This window comes from Reyranella sp. (genome assembly GCF_004297405.1).
Taxonomy (GTDB): domain Bacteria; phylum Pseudomonadota; class Alphaproteobacteria; order Reyranellales; family Reyranellaceae; genus Reyranella.
Genome location: NZ_SCVC01000031.1, coordinates 43,773 through 64,592, shown reverse-complemented (window position 1 = coordinate 64,592; position 20,820 = coordinate 43,773). Strand labels below are relative to the sequence as shown.

Genomic DNA, 20,820 nt, shown 5'->3' with positions numbered 1-20,820 from the left:
AGCCTGTCGTCAGCCGTCGACCTTGGCGCCCGACGCCTTGACGATGGGCGCCCAGACCGCGATTTCGCTGACGATGCGGTCATGCAGCCCCTTGGGCGGCATCGGCCAGGGATCGCTGCCGAGAGCCGCAAGCTTCTCCTTCACCTCAGGAGCCTCCAGGGCCTTGGTTCCTGCAGCGGCCAGCTTGTCGATAATCGGCTGAGGCACACCGGCCGGACCGCCGAGGCCCATCCAGACCTCGACGACATAGTTCGGCACGAACTCGATGATGGCCGGAATGTTGGGCGCCGCCTTGCTGCGCTCGCGGCTCGTGACGCCCAGTGCCTTGAGCTTGCCTGCCTGCACATGCGGCCAGCAGCTCGGCATGTTGTCGAACATGATGTGGGTCTGGCCCGCGATCAGGTCCTGCAACGCACCGGCGCTACCCTTGTAGGGCACATGCACCATGTCGGTGCCGGTCATCTGCTTGAACATCTCGCCCGCAAGATGGATCGTCGTACCCGAACCGGACGAAGCCATATTGTACTTGCCGGGATTGGCCTTCAGGAGGGCGATCAGCTCCGGCACGGTCTTCACCGGCAGGCTGGGATGGACCACCAGCATGTTGGGCCACATCGACATGCCCGCCATTGGCGAGAAATCCTTCACCGGGTCATAGGGCAGCTTGGCGTAGAGCGCGGGCGCCATGGTGAACATGGACACTGTGACGAGGCCGATCGTGTAGCCGTCGGGGGCAGCTTTGGCGATGGCGTCGGTGCCGATCGTGCCGCCGCCGCCTGGCTTGTTGTCGATCATGACCTGCTGGCCCAGCAGCTCCGACATCCGGGCAGTGACGATGCGCGAGATATTGTCGGTCGCTCCGCCGGGCGTCCACGGCACGACGAATTTGATCGGCTTATTCGGATACGCATCCTGTGCACGCACCAGCGACGGCGCGAGAAGTGCGGCGCCCGCACCGGCAAGCAAACGGCGACGACGAACAGATTTGTCGAACATGTTTTGTTTCCTCCCAATCCCCGTTGCACAGACGCTAACAGCCGCCCGCCAAAGCGTCACGCCAATCGCTTGCAGCCAGCTCGCCATGCGGCCTAGTCTCTGCCGCCGCCGCACGGGAGAAAAAGCGCCATGAACGAGAAAGTCGACGTCCTGATCATCGGTTCCGGGGCGTCGGGGGCCGCGGTGGCGTGGAGCCTCGCCGATACCAAGATGCGCATCCTCTGCCTGGAGCAGGGCGACTGGGTGAAGCCGACCGACTATCCCAGCAACGGCCGCGACTGGGAGGCACGCCTGTTCAGTGACTTCGCCATCAATCCCAACCGCCGGGCACGCGAGACCGACTATCCGATCAACGACGCCAACTCGCCGATCAAGGTCGTGAACTTCAACGGCGTCGGTGGCAGCACGATCATGTACACGGCGCACTATCCGCGCCTGCATCCCAGCGACTTCAAGGTGAAGACGCTCGACGGCGTCGCCGACGACTGGCCGATCGACTACGAGACGCTGGAACCGTTCTTCGCCGAGAACGACCGCATGACCGGCGTCTCGGGCCTGGCAGGCGATCCCGCCTATCCGGCCAAGCAGCCGCCCATGCCGCCGATACCGCTCGGCAAGTCGGGTCAGCGCTTCGGCACGGCGATGAACCAGCTCGGCTGGCACTGGTGGCCGTCGGATACCTCGATTGCCACGGTCGACTACGAAGGTCGCGGCCGCTGCCTCAACCTCGGCCACTGCACACCGGGTTGCGCGCAGGGCGCCAAGGCCAGCACCGACATCACCTACTGGCCGATGGCGTTGCGCGCCGGCGTCGAGCTGCGCACCCGCGCCCGCGTGCGCGAGATCACCGTCGACAACAACGGCATGGCGACCGGCGTGATCTACTACGATGCCGAGGGCAAGGAGCAGTTCCAGGCGGCCGAGATGGTGATCATCGCCTGCAACGGCGTCGGCACACCGCGGCTGATGCTCAACTCGCAGTCGGGCAAGTTCCCCAACGGCGTCGCCAATTCGAGCGGGCTCGTCGGCAAGAACCTGATGTTCCACCCCTATGCCTTCACCTACGGCTATGTCGACGAGCCGCTGGACGGCAACCACGGCCCGCCGCTCTGCCTGTGGAGCCACGAATTCTACGAGACCGACAAGGCGCGCGACTTCGTACGCGGCTACATCTTCCAGTTCGGCCGCGGCATGGGCTCGATCGTCGAGGCGATCAGCAGCACGGCGGCCGGCCGCCTGCCCTGGGGCGAGGATCATCACAAGGTCTATCGCAGCCTGCTCAACCACCGCATCTATCTCGCGGGCATCTGCGAGGATCTGCCGGAGGAGCACAACCGGGTGACGCTCGACCCGGTGCTGAAGGACTCCGACGGTATCCCTGCTCCCAAGATCGACTACACGGTCGGCGAGAACAGCCGGAAGATGCTGGATCACGCCCACACGCGCGCCGAGGAGATCCTGAAGCAGGCCGGCGCCCACACCGTCTTCCGGGAACATGTGCCCAACAGCGGCTGGCACCTGCTCGGCACCGCTCGCATGGGCACCGATCCCGAGCGATCCGTGGTGAACGAATGGGGCCGCTGCCACGACGTGAAGAACCTGTTCATCGTCGACGGCAGCATCTGGGTCACCAGCGGCGGCGTGAACCCGACCTCGACCATCCAGGCACTGGCGCTCTACATCGCGGATGCGATCAAGCAGCGCCTCGCCAACGCGACCCTGTTCGAGTGAACCACACCATGCAAACCACCCTCACCGAGACCGAAGCTCGCGACCTGCGCGCCCTCGTCGGCCAGATGATTCCCGCCAGCGCGACCTACAAGGTGCCCGGCGCCGACGACGATTTGATCTTTGCCGATATCCTCAAGGGCCTCGAACGCGACACCGACGATGCGCGCACCGCGCTGAAGCAACTCGCCACGTTGAGCGGCGGCCCCTTCGCCGACCTTCCCGCCGACCGGCGCGCGGAGGTGGCCGCGAGCTTCAAGACCGAAGGCGGCGCCCCGCTGTTCGCGCTCAATCGCGTGGTATTGCTCTGCTACTACCGCGACGACAGGGTCATGCACTCCCTCGGCCAGGAACCGCGCTCACCCTTCCCGAAGGGACATGTCGTCGAACAGGGCGACTGGTCGCTGCTCGATCCCGTAAAGAAGCGGGCGCCGATCTATCGCAAGGTGCCGTAGCGCCGCTCGCGTTCGGCCTGTCGCGGATTGTCCATCTCGACGGCGATGTGCTCGGGTACCCAGGCATCGCGTCCGGGCACGTAGGCGCGGTTGTTCTGGCGCGGATTGCGGTTGACCAGCGGCCGCGCGTACATCGGATTGCGCAGGCTGCGGACCTCGTGCTCGATCTGAAACAGCGGGCGGTTGCCGTCGAGGTCGACGATCTGCTCGAAGCGATACTGGTGCTGGTTGCTTTCCTCGGTGATCAGGCCACGCTCCAGCAACGCACGGTGCGGCCCCGAGAAATTCGCGACATAGACCTGGATGTGATGGCCGTCATAGGCCGGCGCTTCGGCTTCGGTCTCGCGGAAGACCAGCTCCTGCCCCATACCGACCGAGACGCGGGCCGCCGGCGCGGCACCTGCCTCGTCGACGCGCGCCATGGTGTTGAAGGTGCGACGGTAGAATTCGGCGATGGGTTTAGCGGCGCCCCTTGGCACGTCGAACTCGACATAGGCCATGCCGAGGACCATCGCGTCGCCGGGCTTCGGATCGTAGCAGAGGATCGTGTTGCCCCAGGGACAAGTCGTCTCGACATGATCGGCCTGCTCGACGAAGTCGAAGCGCGTGCCGCCCAGCGCCTTGCGCATGTTGCCGAGGCGACGCACCAGGGACTCGCGATCGTCGATCACGAGGCCGACGCGACCACGCAAGCGCTGCGCAGGCCCGCCGGTCGGCAGATGAAACTGGCTGCGCCCGACATTGACCCACATATTGTCGGTGCTGGTCATCATGTAGGGATCGCGCGTGAGGCCGAGCCCGCTGATGTAGAACAGCGTCGCCAGTCCCTGGTCCTCGACCCGGAGATTGACGTGCTCCAGGGCGACGATATTGCCGACATCCTCGGCAGTGCGATCGTAGGATCTGCTCATCGTACGTCTCCTTCCCGACCGCCCCGCCGACGCGCCTTCACGCCGGCAAACGCTTGTCGATCCATGCCACGATGTCCGCCATCACACCTTCCTTGCCGGTGTCGTTCAGGAGGTCGTGGTAGTGGCCTTCATAGAGTTTCAGTGCCTTGTCGGTCGAACCGACGGTATCAAAGAAGAACTGGCTGCCCGCCGGCACGGTCGCCTTGTCCTCGGTGCCGTGCAGGATGAACACCGGCAGCTTGATCGTCGGAAACTCCTCGCGCAACCGTTCGTCGGCGCGAACCAGCGCGGCGACGGTCGCAGCAGGTTGCACCTCGTGCGCCGTCAGCGGATCGGCATTGAGCGCCGCGAGGGCCTGCGGATCGCGCGTGAAGTCTTCCATCTTGAGCTTGAGCACGGGCAGGCGCGGAGCGATGTGGCTCAGGCCCTTGATCGCCGCCAGCGCAAAGCCCGGCGCGGGTACCTGGAAGGCAAAGCTCTCGCAGATGAAGCCGGCAAGCTCCGCCTGGTTGTCGAGTGTATAGACGGCGGACGTGACACCGCCGGCACTGTGACCGAGCAGAAAGACCGGCAGGCCGGGGTGGCGCTGCTTGGCGATTCTCACCGTGCCCGCCACATCGGCAACGTAGTCGGCCACGTCCTCGACGTAGAAGCGCTCGCCGTCGGACTTGCCACGGCCACGCAGGTCAAGCGCGTAGGTCGCGAAGCCTGCTTTGGAGAGCTCGGCGCCCGACCAGAGATACTGGCCGCCATGGGAATTGACCCCGTGGCAGATGACGACGACGGCGCGCGGGGCTGCATGGGGTAGCCAGGCGCGAAGGAAGATCTTCACGCCGCCAGCGCTGTCGAATGTTTCTTCGGTGGGACTCTTGGGCATCACTGTCTCCTGGGCTGAAAACCGCAAGGCCGTCGCAAACTCTAGGCCATCGCCATGGAATGCATGGCCGTACAATGCCGCACCAAGGGGTGGTGCGCTGCGACGAACTGTTTCAGCGGCGTGTCGATGTCGTAGAACCAGATGTTGGCGACGAAGCCGTAGATCGCGCAATCGACGCTGCCGGCCTTCGGGCCATGCACGAACCCGTCGCCAGGAACGAGATTGGCCAGCACCTGCATGTCGGCGATACCGCGAGCATAGGCGGCCTCCGGCGCATAGCGGCCGATACCCTGGAAGTGGTAGCGCTGGGCGTTGAACTCCTTCGCCTTGAGGAGGGCCACCTCGGTCATCTGGGGGTGCTCGTGGCGAAAGGCGGCGACGAAGGCCGGCCAGCAGCGCTCGTCCTTCCAACGTGAATAGGACATCACCCAGTAGAGATCGTCGAGCAGGCGCGAGACGAGGAGGTTCGTATCGCGCTGCTTTGCCGTCAGGCTCTCGTCGATCGTGGGACGGTACTTGCCCGCGAGGTGGGCGATGATGGCGTCGCTATCGCCGATCGTCTCTCCATCGTCGACGATATAGGGGAGCTGGCCACGCGGTGCGGCAGAAGCATCGAACAGATGTTGATGGGTGAAGGCGATGCCCGCCAGCTTGAGCCAGGCATAGACCTTGAGGCCATAGCCGTTGTTGTCGGCGACGCCGAACAATCCAGGGTAGGAATAGAGCGTGATCACGGCCGTCCTCACCACTGGCCAAAGAAGATGCCGTGCTGGCGATGCTTGGCCGTGCGGGCATCGACATAGGCATCGTCGACCGTCACTCGCGTCTTGCGGGCCTTCAGCCAGGCCGCCAGGCGTGCCTCCATCTCGGCGACGATATGGGCGTAGTTGCCGTTGGCGCCGAGATCGTGATGCTCCTTCGGATCGTTCACCAGATCGAACAGCATGGGCCGGAAATCCTGCCACCAGACATATTTCCAGCGGTCGGCGCGGATCATGATGGCGCGGCACTCGGAAGGTCGCCGGTTCAGGATCTTGCGCGCCTCGCGGAAGGAATAGTCGAGCTCGGAGAAGACGGCGTCGCGCCACGTCTCGGTCTTCATGCCGCGCAGCAACGGCAAGAGCGAGCGGCCCTCGACGAGGTGGTCGTTCGGCGGCTGGTCGAGTGCCGCGAGGATGGTCGGCACGACGTCGATTGCCTCGACGAAGCGGTCGTCGACCGTGCCGCGCGTCGCATCGGCGGCGGGATCAGGATCGACCACGATGAAGGGCACGCGCAGCGCCTCCTCGTAGAACATCTCCTTCTCGCCCAGCCAATGATCGCCGAGGAAATCGCCATGGTCCGAGGTGAACAGGATCAAGGTGTCGTTGAGGCGGCCTGCAGCCTTCATGTGCGCGAAGAGGCGGCCGAGCCAATCGTCGATCTGCTTGATCAAGCCCATGTAGGCCGGTCTTACGATGCCGGGCGCGTCGGGTCGGCTGAAGGAAACCGACTCCTCGTGCTCGCGATAGGCGGCCAGCACGGGATGTTCGCCAACCCTCTCCTGCTCGTCGCGATTCAACGGCAGGCAATCCTTGGTGCCGTACATGTTGTGATAGGGCGCGGGCGCCATGTAGGGCCAGTGCGGCTTCACGTAGCTCAGATGCAGGCACCACGGCTTCTCACCTTGCTCATCAATGAAGCGCATAGCCTCGCGCGTCATGTAGGCGGTTTCGGAATGCTCCTCGGCGACCCGCGCCGGCAGATGGACATTGCGCATGTGCCAACCCGAGAGCGTTGTGCCGCCGGGACCGTCGGCGGCAATGACATAGTCCGTCCAGGGATCGTCGGACTTGTAGCCGTGCTGGCGAAGATAGTCGGCGTAGCCGCTCTCCTTGCCCGGCGGCGAATGGCCATCGTACCGGTCTATTTCCATGAAGCGGCCGGCCCGCAGCAGCGCGTCGAGCGCCGATCCACCCTCGACGCCGTAGCGTTCCAGCGCCTCGAGGTCGGGCAGCATGTGTGTCTTGCCGGCCAGCGCGACCTTGATGCCAGCGGGCGTGAGATAGTCGCCCAAGGTCTTTTCATGCAAGGAGAGCGGCACGCGGTTCCAGGTGGCGCCGTGGCTCGTCATGTAGCGGCCGGTGTAGTAGCTCATGCGCGAGGGCCCGCAGACACCGGACTGCACATAGGCCCGTGGGAAACGCACACCACGCTTGGCCAGGGAATCGATCGCCGGCGTCTTCAGATGCGGGTGACCGGCGCAGGAGAGATGATCCGCGCGCAACTGGTCGCACATGATGAAGAGAACGTTACGGACTTTGCCCACGCGACCAGTTCCTCCCACCGTTTCGCCAAGCTTAGCAGAAAGTGCGTGCTAAGCTGGAAGACATGACTGAAATCTCCTCCATCCGCGACATTCTCGATTTCTGGTTCCTGCCGCTCAGCCATCCCGACCATGGGAAGGAGCGCGACATCTGGTTCGCGAGCACGCCCGCTTTCGACGCCGAGATCGCACAACGCTTCAGCGGGCTGATCGACCGGGCGATCAAGGGTGAGTTCGACTGCTGGCGCGAAGCGCCCGACGGCGCTTTGGCGTTGATCCTGCTCTGTGACCAGTTCCCGAGAAACATGTTCCGCCGTTCGGCGCGGGCCTTTTCGGGCGACGCCAAGGCGATCGAGACGGCGCGGATTGCCCTGGCCCGCGGCTATCCCTTCGCCTATCCACTGTCGATCCGGACTTTCTTCTGCACGCCGTTTGAACACAGCGAACATCTCGCCGACCAGGAGCTCTCCTGCGCGCTGTTCGCGACCTTCGACAAGCCCGACTACGACAAGTACGCGATCGCCCACCGCGACATCGTTGCCCGCTTCGGCCGCTTCCCGCACCGTAACGAGGTGCTGGGCCGCGAGTGCACCGAGCACGAACTGGATTATCTCAAGACGGCCGACCGCTTCGGGCAATGACGGCGCGGTAGATCTCCACCATCTCCGCGCCGAAGCAGCAGAAGATGACCTGCTCCGGAGCGGGGCCTGCCGTCACTTCGCGAACGGCGATCGCCGTCGCCGCCTCCTTGGGATAGCCATAGACGCCGGTGGAGATAGCCGGAAAGGCAATGCTCGCGAGCCCGTGCGTCATCGCAAGGGCGAGGCTGTTGCGATAGCAGCGCGCCAGCAGCTCGGGCTCGCCAGCGGCGCCACCGCGCCAGACCGGACCGACTGTGTGGATCACGTGACGTGCCTTCAGCCGGTAGCCGCGGGTGATCTTGGCCTCGCCCGTCGGGCAGCCGCCCAAAGTGCGGCATTCGGCGAGAAGCTCGGGCCCGGCGGCGCGGTGGATCGCGCCATCGACGCCCCCGCCGCCCAACAGGCTTTCGTTGGCGGCGTTTACAATGGCATCGACATCGAGGCGCGTGATGTCACCCTCGATGATTTCGATGCCGCTCATGTTTTACCAGTAGCGAACGGGGCCGGTGTCGAGATGGACGAAGCCGGACCGCGGATAGAAGCCGACGCCACCCATGTTCAGCGAACGCGCGGCCTGCCGAATCTGGAAGACCGCGACGCCCGGGAAGCGGATGTCCATGGCATTGCCGTTCATGTGCTGGCTGTCGCGCGCCACGCCGCGGCTGACGCTGGCCAGCCAGGCATTGCTCGTGGGCGACCGATAGGCCGACAGCACTTCGATCGAACCGCCGAATCCCACGATGCGCGTCGTGTGCCACAACACATCGAACAGCAGCGGGTCCATCTCGGTCTCGGCACTGTCGCGGCTGTCGCGCAGGAAGTGGTTGAGCTGGTTCAGGGCTTCGCGGTGATAGGAGCCGTTCGACCAATAGGTGACGGAAATCTCTTCCTTGGTGTTGTAGTTCACCAGGCTGAGGGTACGCGGGCTCGCGAGATCGAGCTCTGGCGGCGGCAGTTCCTGCTGCGGCGCGAAGCCGCCGTAGCGCGACGCGCGGAGCTGCTGCGGCGTGACCGTCCGCTTCTGGGCAGTCGGCGTTTGGGCCGCGGGCTTCTGCTGAGCGGCAGTCTTCTGCACACTCGTACTGGTGGCTCTGGTCGGAGCCGGCGCCTTGGCACCAACCGGTGTTTTTTTAGAGGTGGCTGTGGTCCCGCGATTGGTGTCCGCGGACTTTGTTTGGGCGGCGACGGTTCCGGCAAACGCCAGCAAGGCCGCCAAGCTCAACACTACGCTGCGCATCCCTGCCCCGAAGTTGTTGCATTTATGTCACAGACATAAATATCAGAGACCCACCCTCGACTCAAAGCGAATTTCTCGGTCTCTGGAATGGGCTAGCCCAACAACCTCACCCACCACGCAAAGTGTGGGACCATCGAGGCCTGCCTTATTTGCCTGTCGTTCTATGTTCGACAGCGTACCGACGACGCGACGTTCTCGATCCGTGGTGCCGTTCTCGATCAAAGCAACTGGCGTCGAAAGTGGCAGGCCATGCGCAACAAGCTGGCTTGAAATCATACTAAGGGCATTCACGCCCATGTAAATGACGACGGTCTGTCGCGGCCGCGCCAACGTCTGCCAATCAAGATCGACGCTTCCATTTTTCAAATGACCAGTAACGAAGACACAGGCCTGTGCGTGGTCACGATGCGTGAGCGGAATGCCAGCCGTTGCCGCGCACCCCAACGCCGCCGTGATCCCCGGCACGACTTCGACCGCGATGCCGGCCTCAACGAGCGCTTCGACTTCCTCGCCGCCACGACCAAACACGAAAGGGTCGCCACCCTTCAGCCGCACCACACTCTTGCCGGCGCGGGCCAGTGCCACGAGGCGATCGTTGATCTCGTCTTGAGGCACGCAATGATTTGCGCGTCGCTTGCCGACATAGACACGCTCGGCGTCACGGCGCGCCATCGCCAGCACCTCCGCGGACACCAAGCGGTCGTACACCACGACATCGGCACGCTGCAGCAGGCGATGCGCCTTCAAGGTGAGCAAGTCGGGATCGCCGGGACCGGCGCCCACGAGATGAACCATGCCCGCCTGCGGCGTCTCGTGGCGTACGCCATCGAGCAACCTGATCAGCTCGCGCCTCGCGCCGATCTCGTCGCCAGCAAGAGCAAGCTCGCCGATTCGGCTCTCGAAGACGCGATCCCAGAAGCGGCGGCGCGCGCGCGGCACCACGAGCGTGCGGCGGACCTGCTCTCGGAAGATCTCGGCGAAGCGTGCCAGGCGACCCAGGGCGGCCGGCAGGCTGCGTTCGATCTCGGCGCGAATGCGGCGCGCCAGGGCCGGCGCCGTGCCGCCGCTCGAGATGGCGATGGTGATGGGCGCGCGATCGACGATCGCCGGCATGATGAAGCTCGAAAGCGCAGGCCGGTCGACGACATTGACTGGCAGGCAGCGAAGCTGTGCGGCCTGGGAAACGCGGGCCTGCAGCGCCTCGTCCTCCGTCGCCACGATGACCAGCGATACGCCTTCGAGTTCGGCCTCGTCGAAGCTGCGGCCCGCCCAGGAAATGCGCGCCTCGCCGATGAGCTGTGCGATCTCGCCCTCGACCGTGGCAGCGATCAGCGAGACCTGCGCGCCGGCCGACAGAAGCAGCTCGACCTTGCGGGCGGCAGGTTCACCACCACCGACGACCAGTGCCCGGCGGCCCTGCAGATTGAGGAAGAGCGGAAAGGTCTGCATCACGCGGCCTGCTTCAAGCGGGCGGCGCGCAGAAGCGCGCGGATCTCAGGCCGGCACGACCCGCAATTCGTGCCGGCCTGAGTCGCAGCACCGACCGCGTCGAGCGAACCCGCACCGCAGGCGATCGCGTTCTCGACGGCGCCACACGACACGCCAAAGCAGGCGCAGATTTCGCCGCCCCGATCGGACACCGCTTCGCCGTGCAGCAGCTCGTTACGCTGGTCGACGGTCAGACGATCAATCGCCATGAAGGGCGCGAAGCGATCACGGGTGGTCGCATCGCGTGCCTCACCGAGACTCATGAGAGCTTCGACCCGACCATCGCTGATCACAGCCCCGAGGCCCGCGTCGCCGTCGAGCCAGGGGCCGGGATTGGCGGCACGTACAGCGGCAGAGAGTGCGCGCCGGGCAGCGTCGAGCGACTGCACGCCCGCCACGAGGTAGGCGTAGTGACCGGCGCCTCGCATCCGCGCCCAGTATGAAATCTCGGGCAGCATCACCGGGCGCCGAGCGAGAATCGTGCCATGCCAGCGCATATCTAACCGCCGAATCTCGACAGGCGTGTGCTTGAGTTCCGGCTGGCCGGAGATGGGATCGACGGCGGGATTCACCGCAGCATTGATGCGACCAGCGCGGCTCACCTGCGCCGTCCAATGCATCGGCGCAAAGGCTTCGCCCGCCCGCACCGCCTCACTGACATGAAAGCGCAATACGCTGCGGCCCCAGCTGCTCGTCACTTCGGCAATGTCACCATCGGCGAGGCCGCGCAGGGCGGCATCGGTCGGATGCAGCTCGAGTGTCGGTTCGGGGCGATGGCCCGCCAGACGCGCGGATTTTCCGGTGCGGGTCATCGTGTGCCACTGGTCGCGGACGCGGCCCGTGTTGAGAATCAGCGGTCGTCCCTCATCGGGTGCGTTGACCGGCGCACGTGATGCCGTCGCGATGAAACGGGCTCGGCCATCCGAATGAAAGAAGCCGCCATTGGCGAAGAAGCGCTTGTCCTTGGTTTGCCCCCAAACGAAGGGCTCCAGCTGCTCGTATTCGGCGTCGGAGAGATTTGCCTTTGTCCCGAGATCGAAATCGCGCCGGCCTTCATTCTCGAAAGACGAGAGAGCGGCATGTTCGCGGAAGATGTCGGCGACGCCGGTCCAGCCAAAGGCTTCACCATAACCAAGTCGTTGCGCCACCTGGGAGAGGATCCACCAATCCTGGCGCGCCTCGCCCGGCGCGGGGAGGAATGGTCGCTGGCGCGAGATGCCTCGTTCGGAATTGGTGACCGTGCCGTCCTTCTCCGCCCAGGCCAGCGCCGGCAATCGGATGCGGCAGGCGTCGACCGTGTCGGTGGCGCGGATCGCTTCCGACACGATCGAGAGGTCGCAGTTGCGTAGCGCCTCCCGCACGGCATCAGCGTTGGGCATGCTCGCCACGGGATTGGTGGCCATGATCCACACCGCTTTTATGCGGCCCGAACGCACCGCCTCGAACAGATCGACGGCCTTGAGACCGGGCCGGGTCGCCATGCGTGCAGCCTTCCAGAAGCGGCCGACCCGGTCGACATCCGGTGCGCCGAACTCCATGTGTGCCGCCAGGGTGTTGGAGAGCGCGCCGACCTCGCGGCCCCCCATCGCATTGGGTTGGCCCGTGATCGAGAACGGCCCCATCCCGGGCCGGCCGATGCGGCCGGTCAGCAGGTGGCAGTTGATCAGCGCGTTCACCTTGTCGACGCCGGCGCTCGACTGGTTCACGCCCTGCGAATAGAGCGTGACCACTTTCTCCCTGCTGGCGAACCAGTCGAAGAACAGCGCGACCTCAGTGGGCGGTACAGCGCAGGTATCGATGCCGCTGGCACGCGCGGCGATCAAGGCGTCATCGAGGCCAACGGTGTGGCGTTCAACGAAGCGCTTGTTGGTGAGGCCGCGATGCGCCAGCTCGGCCAGCAGGCCATTGAACAGCGCAACGTCGCTGCCGGGTTTCAGCGCGAGGTGAAGATCGGCGATGTCGCAGGTCTCGGTGCGCCGCGGATCGATCACTACGATCTTCATGGCGGGGCGCGCCCGCTTGGCCGCCTCCAAGCGCTGAAAGAGGACCGGATGGCACCAGGCGAGATTGCTGCCGACCAGGACCACGAGATCGGCCAGCTCGAAATCCTCGTAGAGGCCCGGCACCGTGTCGCTGCCGAAGGCGCGCTTGTGACCTGCCACCGACGAGGCCATGCAAAGCCGCGAGTTGGTGTCGATGTTGGCTGTGCCGAGGAAGCCTTTGATCAGCTTGTTGGCGACGTAATAATCCTCGGTCAGGAGCTGGCCCGAGACATAGAAGGCCACGGCGTCGGGGCCATGCCGCTCGATCGTATCGCGCAAACCGTTCGCCACCGTATCGAGAGCCATGTCCCAGGAGACGCGACGGCCGTCGATCTCGGGGTGCAACAGCCGGTCTTCCAGCGACAAGGTCTCGCCGAGCGCGGCTCCCTTGGAACAGAGCCGGCCACGATTGGCCGGATGCCCGGCATCGCCCTGGATCGCCGCGCCGCCCTGGCCGTCGGGGGTCGCCACGACACCGCATCCGACACCACAATAGGGGCAGGTCGTGCGAACCATGGCGCGCTCAGTAGACATCGCGCTGGTACCGGCCGGCTTTGACGAGGCCGTCGAGCCAGGCTTTGGCTTCGGCCGGGCTCTTGCCGCCCGGACCGACCGCGATATCGAGCAGCGCTTTCTCGACATCGCTCGCCATACGCTTGGCATCACCACAGACATAGAAGTGCGCGCCCTGCTCCAGCCACGCCCAGAGCTCACCAGCATTCTCGCGCATGCGCGTCTGTACGTAGATCTTTTCGGCCTGATCGCGCGAGAAAGCGAGGTCGAGACGCGAGAGCAGGCCACGGCGCTGCCAGTCGATGATCTGGTCCTCGTAGAGGAAATCCGTCGTCCGCTTCTGGTCGCCGAAGAACAGCCAGTTGCGGCCCTTGGCACTGCGCGCCTCGCGCTCTTCGAGGAAGGCGCGAAACGGCGCGATGCCCGTGCCCGGCCCGACCATGATCGCCGGCGCGCCATCATCGGCTGGCGGCGCAAAACCATGGCTCTTCTGTACGAAGACCGGAATGACATCGCCCGGCTTGGCGAAATCGGCGAGGTAGCAGGAGCCGATGCCGGTGCGCATGCGCTCGTTACTGTCCCAGCGTACCGCCGACACGGTGAGGTGGACCTCGCGCGGATGGGCCTTCGAGGAAGACGCGATCGAGTAGAGACGCGGCTGCAGGCGATCGAGCGACTTCAGCAGGCCGGGCAGCGAAGGCATGACCGAGGGGAAGGCCTGCAGCAGGTCGAGCAGATCGGCCTCGATGAGATCGGCCGGCCCCTCTCCTGCTGCCAGGGTCTGCAGCTTCAACGCCTCCTCCCCATCGAAGGCGCGCGTTGCCAGGAAGAGCATGCACTCGTCGCTGGGCCGCGCGATGTCGACCTTACTCAGCAACACCTGGCGCAGAGGCAGGGCATCGCCATCAAAGGCCACCATCTCCTCGCCCGTGGCGCCGATGCGATCGAGCACGGCCTGGACCAGCACCGGATTTTTGCGGGCGAACACGCCGAGGCTATCGCCCGCCTCGTAGGTGACGTCGGTGGCGGAGAGATCGAGCACGACATGGCGCACATCCTTCTCCGAGCCGCTGCGATTGAGCGGATGGGCATCGACGAGCGTCGCAAGCGCAGGCCGATCGCGCGACTGACCAACCGGCCCGCTCGACTTCACTGCGGGTACCGCCACGGCCGTGCCGTCGCGCAAGGGCTCCAGCGTGCCCAAAAGCTCCTTCAGCTTGCGCTGGGTCTCCTTGCCGCCGGGAACGCAGCGGCCGGCATCGGCTTCCGCGCCTGACCAGACGGCTTCGGCATAGGTCTGGCAAAGATAGCCGCATTGGCCGCAATCGAGCTGCGCCATCGCGGCCATGAGCTGACGCTCCGGCTTCTTGTCCTGCGCCAGCGCCAGGCGTTCGGCCAACGACAGGGTCGGATCGTGCCAGGGAAAATCTTCGGGCTCGGCCGGCTCCACTGTTTCAGCCGGCTCGGGTCCGCCATTCACGCCGAGATAGGCCGCGAAGAAGCCATTCAGCCAGGCGCGCTGCTCCGACGAGAACGGTGCATTCTCCGGGATCAGCGACGGGAGAGGCGATATCGCGTTCATGCCGCCAACGCCCTCAACGGCACCTGCTCTGCGAGAGAGCGCAACACAGCGATCTCGTGACGGCGACAGAACTCGAAGAACGACTCCGGCGAGCCTGCGCGGTGCGTCAGGTAGACGGCCAAAAGCTTCTCGAGCAGCGAGGGCAGCTCATCGAAGGCAATCGCTGTCGCATATTCGCGTGCCATCGCCTGCTCGGCCGTCGAGGCCGCGCCGCCACCGATGAAGACATTGTAGCCTTCGACGCTTTCCTCACCGCGATCGACCTTGACCGCGATCAGGCCGATATCGCCGATATAGTGTTGGGCGCAGGAGTGATGGCAGCCGGTGAGATGGATGTTGATCGGCGTGTCAACGGCCAACCGCATCTCGAGATAATCCGCAAGCTTCAGCGCATGGCCCTTGGTGTTGGAGGCTGCGAACTTGCAGCCGGCGTTGCCAGTGCAGGCGATCAATCCACGCCGGATGGCGCTCGCCTCCACGCTGAGGCCAAGCGCTTCGAGAGCCGCAACACAGACGCCGATATCGCAATCCGCTACGTCGGAGATCAGCAGGTTCTGCCACACGGTGAACCTGATCGTGCCGCTGCCGAAGCGCTCCGCGATTTCGGCGAGACCGCGCATCTGCGCTGTCGTAAGCCGGCCGACCGGCAGCACCACGCCGAGATAGTTCAAGCCTGTCTGCTTCTGGGGATGCACGCCAATGTGGCCGTGCTTGTCGGCCAGTGTTCGCGGCGCCACGTCCGCCCCGTCCGCCCGCCGCAACCTCTCGCCGTATTCCTTTTCGACCTCGGCGATAAATGCGTCGCGCCCCATGCGGTCGAGCACATATTTCAGGCGGGCCTTCTGACGGTTGGTCCGATCGCCGTGGCTGGCGAAGGCACGCACCACGGCGCCAGCTACCCTCACGCACTCCTCGGGTTTCAGCAGGATCGCCGTATCGAACGCGAAATCGAGATGACCGGTGATGCCGCCGAGCTGCAGGCGAAAGTAAATGCCGGGATCGAACCCCTCGCCGCGCCGGACCTCGGCCGCGACGAAGCCGATATCGTTCGTGTCCTCCAGCACTGGCACCTTGCCACCGCCGTCGAATGCGATGTTGAACTTGCGCGGCAGGCCGTACATCTCGCGGTGATTGAGGATGTAGTGGTGCATGGCGCGGCAGAGCGGCCGCGTGTCGTAAAGCTCCTGCGGGTCGATGCCGGCCGTCGGGCTGCCGGTGATGTTGCGAATGTTGTCGGCGCCCGAGCCGCGCGCCGTGAGCCCGAGATCCTGCACTGCCAGCAGCAGATCGACGGCATGGCGCGCCGGGATTTCGCGGATCTGCAGGTTGGCGCGCGTCGTCACGTCGGCGTAGCCGCCGCCGAAGGAGTCCGCGGCCTCGGCCAGGCCACGCATCTGCCAGGCGTTCACGATGCCGTTGGGAATGCGCAGGCGGCACATGAAGGAGTCCTGCGCCGGCGCGACATAGAACAGGCCGTGATACTTGGTGAGAAGAACGTCGGCGCCTTTGGGAAACTGGCCAGCCTCGGCACGAGCAACGACTTCGTCCCAGCGATCCAGCGGATGGCGGGTGCGCTTGGCCATCTCTTCGGCCACCAACTTGCCGCCTGCAGCGACGGCGCGATCCTGCGCCGCGTGCTGCAACGCGTCCGGGCCGATCGGCGTTCCTGCTGCACCACCGCCGGCCGTGCGATTGGCGAGCTTATCCGCAGCCTTGCGCGCTTCGATCCCGCTGACGAAGCCCTGCAGCCACTGCTTCTGCTGGTCGTCGAAGTCGCTCATGGTCCCGATCAGGCTGCGGCGCGCACCGGCACGCGATGCCGCGCGTAAAGGAACTCCAGGACCGCGGCGCGGCAGCGCGCATATTCGGCGTCGGTCGCCAATTCGAGACGGCGACGCGGCCGAGGCAGGCCGATCTCGAGGATTTCGCCGATGGTCGCCGAGGGACCGTTGGTCATCATCACCACGCGATCCGACAACAGCACCGCCTCGTCGACATCGTGGGTGATCATCATCACCGTGTTGCCGAGGCGAGCATGGATTTCCATGACGCTGTCCTGCAAGTGAGCACGCGTCAACGCATCGAGCGCGCCGAATGGCTCGTCCATCAGCAGCACCTTGGGCTGCATGGCGAGCGCGCGCGCGATGCCCACCCTCTGCTTCATGCCGCCGGAGACCTCGTGCGGCCGCTTGTCCTTGGCCTGGGCCATCTGCACCAGTTCGAGATTGTGCATGACCCAGTCGTGGCGTTCTTCCTTGCTCTTCGTCTTGCCGAACACCTTGTCGACGGCGATGGCGACGTTGCCGTAGACGGTGAGCCACGGCAGCAGCGAATGGTTCTGGAAGACGATGGCGCGGTCGGGGCCGGGCTCGTCGACCACCTTGCCCTCGAGGAAGACCTCACCGGTGGTCGACTGCAGCAGACCACCCAGGATGTTCAGCAAGGTCGACTTGCCACAGCCCGAGTGGCCGATCAGCGAGACGAACTCGCCCTTGTTGATGATCAGATCGATGTCGCGCAACACTTCCGTCGACATCTGGCCGCGCCGGAAGCGCATGCCGATCTGTTCGAACTTCAGATAGGGCTGGGTCATGACCGGTCCTCCTACTGCGCCGCGACGCCGTGTGAGACGAAGTGCCCGATCGTGGCGATCAGCTTGTCGAGCAGGAAGCCGACGATGCCGATGTAAGCCAGCGCCACGATGATGTCGGAGATGCGCGAGCTGTTCCACGCGTCCCAGATGAAGAAGCCGATGCCGACACCGCCGATCAGCATCTCGGCCGCGACAATGGCGAGCCAGCTCAGGCCCACACCGATGCGCAGACCGGTGAAGATGTAGGGCACCGTCGCCGGCAGGGTGATCTTCCAGAACACCTCCCACCAGGAGAGACGGATGACCGCCGCGACATTGCGATAATCCTGCGGAATGTTCCGCACGCCCACAGACGTGTTGATGATGATCGGCCAGATCGACGTGATGAAGATCACGAACAGCGCCGAGGGATCGGAGTGGCGGAAGCCCGCGAGCGACAGCGGCAGCCAGGCCAGTGGCGGCACGGTGCGCAGGACCTGGAAGATCGGATCGAGACCGCGCATCGCCCAGGTGCTCTGGCCGATCAGCACCCCCAAAGCCACGCCGACCACGGCGGCAAAGCTAAAGCCGATGCCGACACGGCCGAGACTCTTAGTGATCTGCCAGAAGGCACCCTTGTCGATGCCGCCATTGTCGTAGAACGGGTCGACAATGAAATCCCAGGCATCCGACACCACTTTGGTCGGCGGCGGCAGACGTGCGCCCGGTTCCGAGCACAGGAGCTGCCACACCAACAGGCTGAGGCCGATCACGATCAGGGGCGGCAGAACAATTCCGGCGACATGGCGCGCCATCTCACCTACCCGTTCAAGTACCGGCCGCAGCGGCGGTCGGAACGTCACGATCTCGGCGGTCGCACCGGGAACCGGAACAGCGGCAGCCGGCGAGACGGCAACGGCTTTGCTTGCTGCCGGCATCACGCCACCTTCTTGATCTGGAGGCTGGTGAGATAGGCCGCAGGATCGGCCGGATCGAAGACCTTGCCGTCGAAGAAGGTCTCCTTGCCGCGCGACGGCCCCGCCGGCATGTCGGCCGCCGCCACGCCGATCGCCTTGGCCGCCTCACGCCACAGATCCTCGCGGTTGACCTTGGCGATCACCGCCTTGGTGTCGAGGTCGGCGGCCATCATGCCCCAGCGCTGATTCTCGGTGAGGAACCAAAGCTCGTGGCTCTGGAACGGATATGAAGCGTGGTCGCGCCAGAACTTCATCGACAGGTCGCGATTGTCGATCTTGCGGCCGTCGCCGTAGTTCACCTTGCCTTCGATGCGATTGATGATGTCGGCCGGCGGGCAGTTGAACCACTGACGCTTGCCGACGATCTCGGAAAGCTCCTTGGCGTTCTCGAGCTTGTCGCACCATTGCGCGGCTTCGAGCACCGCCTGCAACACGGCGAGCGCCGCCTTCGGGTTCTTATCGACCCAATCGGCGCGCAGACCGAGGCTCTTCTCGGGATGGTTCTTCCAGAGATCGCCGGTCGTGCAGGCGGAGTAACCGATGCCCTGGTTGACGAGCTGCTCGTTCCACGGCTCGCCGACGCAAAAGGCCTCCATGCTGCCGACCTTCATGTTGGCCACCATCTGCGGCGGCGGAACGACAATGGTCGAAACGTCCTTCTCGGGATCGACGCCACCGGCGGCCAGCCAGTAGCGGATCCACAGATCGTGGGTGCCGCCACGGAAGGTCATGGCGCATTTCGGATCCTTGCCGCCGGCCTTCATCTTGGCGAAGGCCTCCTTGAGCGGCGAACAGTCGAGCTTGGCGCCTGTCGCCATCAGGTCCTTCGCGACGGAGATCGCCTGACCGTTCGTGTTCAGCCGCGACAGGATGTACATCGGCACCGGCTTGTTCTCCGGCGTCGTGAGGCCAAGCGTGATCTGGTACGGCTTCGGCGTCAGGATATGCGCACCGTCGATGCCACCGGAGCCAGAGCCCAGCACGATATTATCGCGCGTCGTGCCCCACGAGGCTTGCTTGGCGACGTTGGCGTCGGTGATGCCGTACTTGTCGAACAGCTTTTTTTCCTTGGCCACGATCAGGGGCGAGGAGTCGGTGAGCGCGATGAAGCCCAGCGTCACCTTGTTGGTCTCAGGCCCTGCCGATTGTGCGAAAGCACCGGCCGGAAACGCGGCACGCGCCGCGCTCATCAAGGCCGCCGTCGCCGCCAGCCCACCCACCTTCTTGACGAACCCGCGCCGTCCCAAACCGCCCGCGCGGCCACCCCTAGTCGCCATGGTTGCTCTCCTGCTGCTTGAAGGTCGTTGATGTCTTGTTGTCCGACTTAGGGTCGAACACCGACCCATCGAGAAACCGGTCCGGGCCCATAGCGACTGGCGCGCCGTTGGTGGGCAGGATCCACGGATCACTGTGTGCGCCCTCGACCTTGCGGTCGCTGAGTGGGCACGGCAGGCCAAGCTCGCTGGCGGCGGCGCGATAGATATCGCTGCGGAACACGCGGTCGGCGACGGCGCGCAGGTCGTCGCGTTGCGCCACCTGCCCCCAGCGCACCATCTGCGCCAGGTACCAGTCGGCATGGCTACGCCAGGGGAAGTTGGCGAGCTGGCGATGGAAGACGTGAAAGTCCGGCAGGCTCAACGACCGCGCGATCACCTCGGCCGGTACGTTGAGATAGCGCGGGCTCGCGAGCACGCGGGCGGCCTCGGGTCGATTCGCCGGTTCGTCGAGCCAGGCTCCGGCTTCGACAATGGCCTTCACCAGCGCGATCAGCGTCTTGGGATTGCGCTGCGCCCAGGCTTCAGTCGTGCCCAGCACTTTCTCGGGCATCGAGTCCCAAATCTGGCGGCTCGTCGCGGCGATGCGGCCAATGCCCAGCGTCGCCGATTGTTGGTTCCACGGTTCACCGACGCAGTAGCCATCGATCGTGCCGCCGGAGAGATGCGCGACCATGTGAGGTGGCGGTACGACGGTGAGCCGTACGTCGCGATCCGGATCGATGCCGCCCGAGGCAAGCCACAGGCGCAGCAGGTGATTGTGCGATGAGAAAGTAAAGACCGAAGCAAGGGTGACGACCGGCTTGCCAAGTTCGCGACGCCGGGCGATTGCCGCCGCCAGCGCCCGCGCATCGAGCGGGCCATTCGCTGCCAGCCCGTCGCCGACAAGGTCAGGAGCGGTTTCTTCGATCTCTCGCCAGAGCGCGTTGGACAGCGTGATCGAGTTGCCGTTGAGGTGCAGCGTCATGGCCGCGATCATCGGCACGTTGACGCTGTCGATGCCGAGTGTGGTGGCCAGCGGCATCGGCGAAAGCATGTGCGCGGCGTCGAGCAGGCCGAGCGCGACCTTGTCGCGAATGTTCGACCAGGAGACCTCGCGACGCAGCTCGACATCGAGACCATGGCGCTCGTAGAGGCCCAGGACCTCGGCGAACAGCACGGGCGCGCAGTCGATCAGGGGGATGAACCCCACTGTCACTTTCGGTCGCTCGAGATGATGCAC

The 20,820-nt window shown here is 65.0% G+C and carries 18 protein-coding genes; 3 read left to right on the top strand and 15 right to left on the bottom strand.

The annotated features are described in order from the left end of the window. Nucleotides 1-9 precede the first annotated feature (9 nt). On the bottom strand, nt 10-996 hold the full coding sequence (locus EPO50_RS19675; protein WP_296346711.1) for a tripartite tricarboxylate transporter substrate binding protein: 987 nt from the start codon (nt 994-996) through the stop codon (nt 10-12). Nucleotides 997-1,125: 129 nt separating this feature from the next. Between EPO50_RS19675 and EPO50_RS19670 the strand changes: the two genes are divergently transcribed. Both EPO50_RS19670 and EPO50_RS19665 read left to right on the top strand, forming a co-directional pair. Then, a complete protein-coding gene (locus tag EPO50_RS19670) occupies nt 1,126-2,727 on the top strand; it encodes a GMC family oxidoreductase (protein WP_296346710.1) in 1,602 nt (533 codons plus the stop codon). Nucleotides 2,728-2,735: 8 nt separating this feature from the next. Then, a complete protein-coding gene (locus EPO50_RS19665; protein WP_296346709.1) occupies nt 2,736-3,179 on the top strand; it encodes a hypothetical protein in 444 nt (147 codons plus the stop codon). On the opposite strand, the gene EPO50_RS19660 is transcribed toward EPO50_RS19665, so the two are convergent. From EPO50_RS19660 to EPO50_RS19645, 4 genes are read right to left on the bottom strand one after another with little or no spacing between them, the layout of a single operon-like run. After that, entirely contained in the window at nt 3,161-4,090 is a 930-nt protein-coding gene (locus EPO50_RS19660) for a hypothetical protein (protein WP_296346708.1), read from the bottom strand. The two genes, EPO50_RS19665 and EPO50_RS19660, sit on opposite strands and share 19 nt — an antisense overlap. Before the next feature lie 37 nt (nt 4,091-4,127). After that, the gene (locus EPO50_RS19655) at nt 4,128-4,967 is read right to left on the bottom strand and encodes an alpha/beta hydrolase (protein WP_296346707.1); all 840 of its coding nucleotides are present in this window, start codon (nt 4,965-4,967) and stop codon (nt 4,128-4,130) included. A gap of 41 nt (nt 4,968-5,008) precedes the next feature. Then, the gene (locus EPO50_RS19650) at nt 5,009-5,701 is read right to left on the bottom strand and encodes a glutathione S-transferase C-terminal domain-containing protein (protein ID WP_296346706.1); all 693 of its coding nucleotides are present in this window, start codon (nt 5,699-5,701) and stop codon (nt 5,009-5,011) included. Nucleotides 5,702-5,709: 8 nt separating this feature from the next. Next, nucleotides 5,710-7,275, bottom strand: a complete 1,566-nt coding sequence (locus EPO50_RS19645) for a sulfatase-like hydrolase/transferase (protein ID WP_296346705.1) — start codon at nt 7,273-7,275, stop codon at nt 5,710-5,712. A gap of 62 nt (nt 7,276-7,337) precedes the next feature. On the opposite strand from EPO50_RS19645, the gene EPO50_RS19640 reads away from it, so the two are divergent. Next, nucleotides 7,338-7,913 (top strand): DUF924 family protein, encoded by a 576-nt coding sequence (locus EPO50_RS19640; protein ID WP_296346704.1) that lies wholly within the window; start codon nt 7,338-7,340, stop codon nt 7,911-7,913. Here the strand turns inward: EPO50_RS19640 and EPO50_RS19635 are convergent. The 10 genes from EPO50_RS19635 to EPO50_RS19590 all read right to left on the bottom strand — a co-directional run bounded on the left by EPO50_RS19635 (nt 7,885) and on the right by EPO50_RS19590 (nt 20,820). Then, on the bottom strand, nt 7,885-8,394 hold the full coding sequence (locus tag EPO50_RS19635) for an O-acetyl-ADP-ribose deacetylase (protein WP_296346703.1): 510 nt from the start codon (nt 8,392-8,394) through the stop codon (nt 7,885-7,887). The two genes, EPO50_RS19640 and EPO50_RS19635, sit on opposite strands and share 29 nt — an antisense overlap. 3 nt (nt 8,395-8,397) lie before the next feature. Further along, a complete protein-coding gene (locus EPO50_RS19630) occupies nt 8,398-8,988 on the bottom strand; it encodes a DUF882 domain-containing protein (protein ID WP_296346702.1) in 591 nt (196 codons plus the stop codon). Nucleotides 8,989-9,192: 204 nt separating this feature from the next. After that, nucleotides 9,193-10,599 carry a siroheme synthase CysG gene (gene cysG / locus EPO50_RS19625; protein WP_296346701.1) on the bottom strand — a complete coding sequence of 469 codons (1,407 nt, stop codon included), beginning with the start codon at nt 10,597-10,599 and terminating at the stop codon, nt 9,193-9,195. Then, nucleotides 10,599-13,196 (bottom strand): nitrate reductase, encoded by a 2,598-nt coding sequence (locus EPO50_RS19620; RefSeq protein ID WP_296346700.1) that lies wholly within the window; start codon nt 13,194-13,196, stop codon nt 10,599-10,601. Before EPO50_RS19620 ends, cysG begins: the two co-directional genes overlap by 1 nt. Nucleotides 13,197-13,203: 7 nt before the next feature. After that, nucleotides 13,204-14,775 (bottom strand): sulfite reductase subunit alpha, encoded by a 1,572-nt coding sequence (locus EPO50_RS19615; RefSeq protein ID WP_296346699.1) that lies wholly within the window; start codon nt 14,773-14,775, stop codon nt 13,204-13,206. Then, entirely contained in the window at nt 14,772-16,556 is a 1,785-nt protein-coding gene (locus EPO50_RS19610; protein ID WP_296346698.1) for a NirA family protein, read from the bottom strand. Before EPO50_RS19610 ends, EPO50_RS19615 begins: the two co-directional genes overlap by 4 nt. Before the next feature lie 8 nt (nt 16,557-16,564). Beyond that, nucleotides 16,565-17,368 (bottom strand): ABC transporter ATP-binding protein, encoded by an 804-nt coding sequence (locus EPO50_RS19605; protein ID WP_296346697.1) that lies wholly within the window; start codon nt 17,366-17,368, stop codon nt 16,565-16,567. Between the two features lie 11 nt (nt 17,369-17,379). After that, nucleotides 17,380-18,285: a nitrate ABC transporter permease gene (gene ntrB / locus EPO50_RS19600; protein WP_296346696.1), complete on the bottom strand. Its 906-nt coding sequence runs from the start codon at nt 18,283-18,285 to the stop codon at nt 17,380-17,382. Beyond that, nucleotides 18,285-19,601 (bottom strand): CmpA/NrtA family ABC transporter substrate-binding protein, encoded by a 1,317-nt coding sequence (locus EPO50_RS19595; RefSeq protein WP_296346695.1) that lies wholly within the window; start codon nt 19,599-19,601, stop codon nt 18,285-18,287. Before EPO50_RS19595 ends, ntrB begins: the two co-directional genes overlap by 1 nt. Next, on the bottom strand, nt 19,591-20,820 hold the full coding sequence (locus EPO50_RS19590) for a CmpA/NrtA family ABC transporter substrate-binding protein (RefSeq protein ID WP_296346694.1): 1,230 nt from the start codon (nt 20,818-20,820) through the stop codon (nt 19,591-19,593). The genes EPO50_RS19595 and EPO50_RS19590 overlap by 11 nt, the downstream gene beginning before the upstream one ends.

Coding starts and splice junctions, on each gene's coding strand:
- ntrB (WP_296346696.1), bottom strand. CDS start 18,285: ATGCCGGCAGCAAGCAAAGCCGTTGCCGTCTCGCCGGCTGCCGCTGTT.
- EPO50_RS19610 (WP_296346698.1), bottom strand. CDS start 16,556: ATGAGCGACTTCGACGACCAGCAGAAGCAGTGGCTGCAGGGCTTCGTC.
- EPO50_RS19620 (WP_296346700.1), bottom strand. CDS start 13,196: ATGGTTCGCACGACCTGCCCCTATTGTGGTGTCGGATGCGGTGTCGTG.
- EPO50_RS19595 (WP_296346695.1), bottom strand. CDS start 19,601: ATGGCGACTAGGGGTGGCCGCGCGGGCGGTTTGGGACGGCGCGGGTTC.
- EPO50_RS19660 (WP_296346708.1), bottom strand. CDS start 4,090: ATGAGCAGATCCTACGATCGCACTGCCGAGGATGTCGGCAATATCGTC.
- cysG (WP_296346701.1), bottom strand. CDS start 10,599: ATGCAGACCTTTCCGCTCTTCCTCAATCTGCAGGGCCGCCGGGCACTG.
- EPO50_RS19635 (WP_296346703.1), bottom strand. CDS start 8,394: ATGAGCGGCATCGAAATCATCGAGGGTGACATCACGCGCCTCGATGTC.
- EPO50_RS19605 (WP_296346697.1), bottom strand. CDS start 17,368: ATGACCCAGCCCTATCTGAAGTTCGAACAGATCGGCATGCGCTTCCGG.
- EPO50_RS19615 (WP_296346699.1), bottom strand. CDS start 14,775: ATGAACGCGATATCGCCTCTCCCGTCGCTGATCCCGGAGAATGCACCG.
- EPO50_RS19665 (WP_296346709.1), top strand. CDS start 2,736: ATGCAAACCACCCTCACCGAGACCGAAGCTCGCGACCTGCGCGCCCTC.
- EPO50_RS19670 (WP_296346710.1), top strand. CDS start 1,126: ATGAACGAGAAAGTCGACGTCCTGATCATCGGTTCCGGGGCGTCGGGG.
- EPO50_RS19655 (WP_296346707.1), bottom strand. CDS start 4,967: ATGCCCAAGAGTCCCACCGAAGAAACATTCGACAGCGCTGGCGGCGTG.
- EPO50_RS19640 (WP_296346704.1), top strand. CDS start 7,338: ATGACTGAAATCTCCTCCATCCGCGACATTCTCGATTTCTGGTTCCTG.
- EPO50_RS19675 (WP_296346711.1), bottom strand. CDS start 996: ATGTTCGACAAATCTGTTCGTCGTCGCCGTTTGCTTGCCGGTGCGGGC.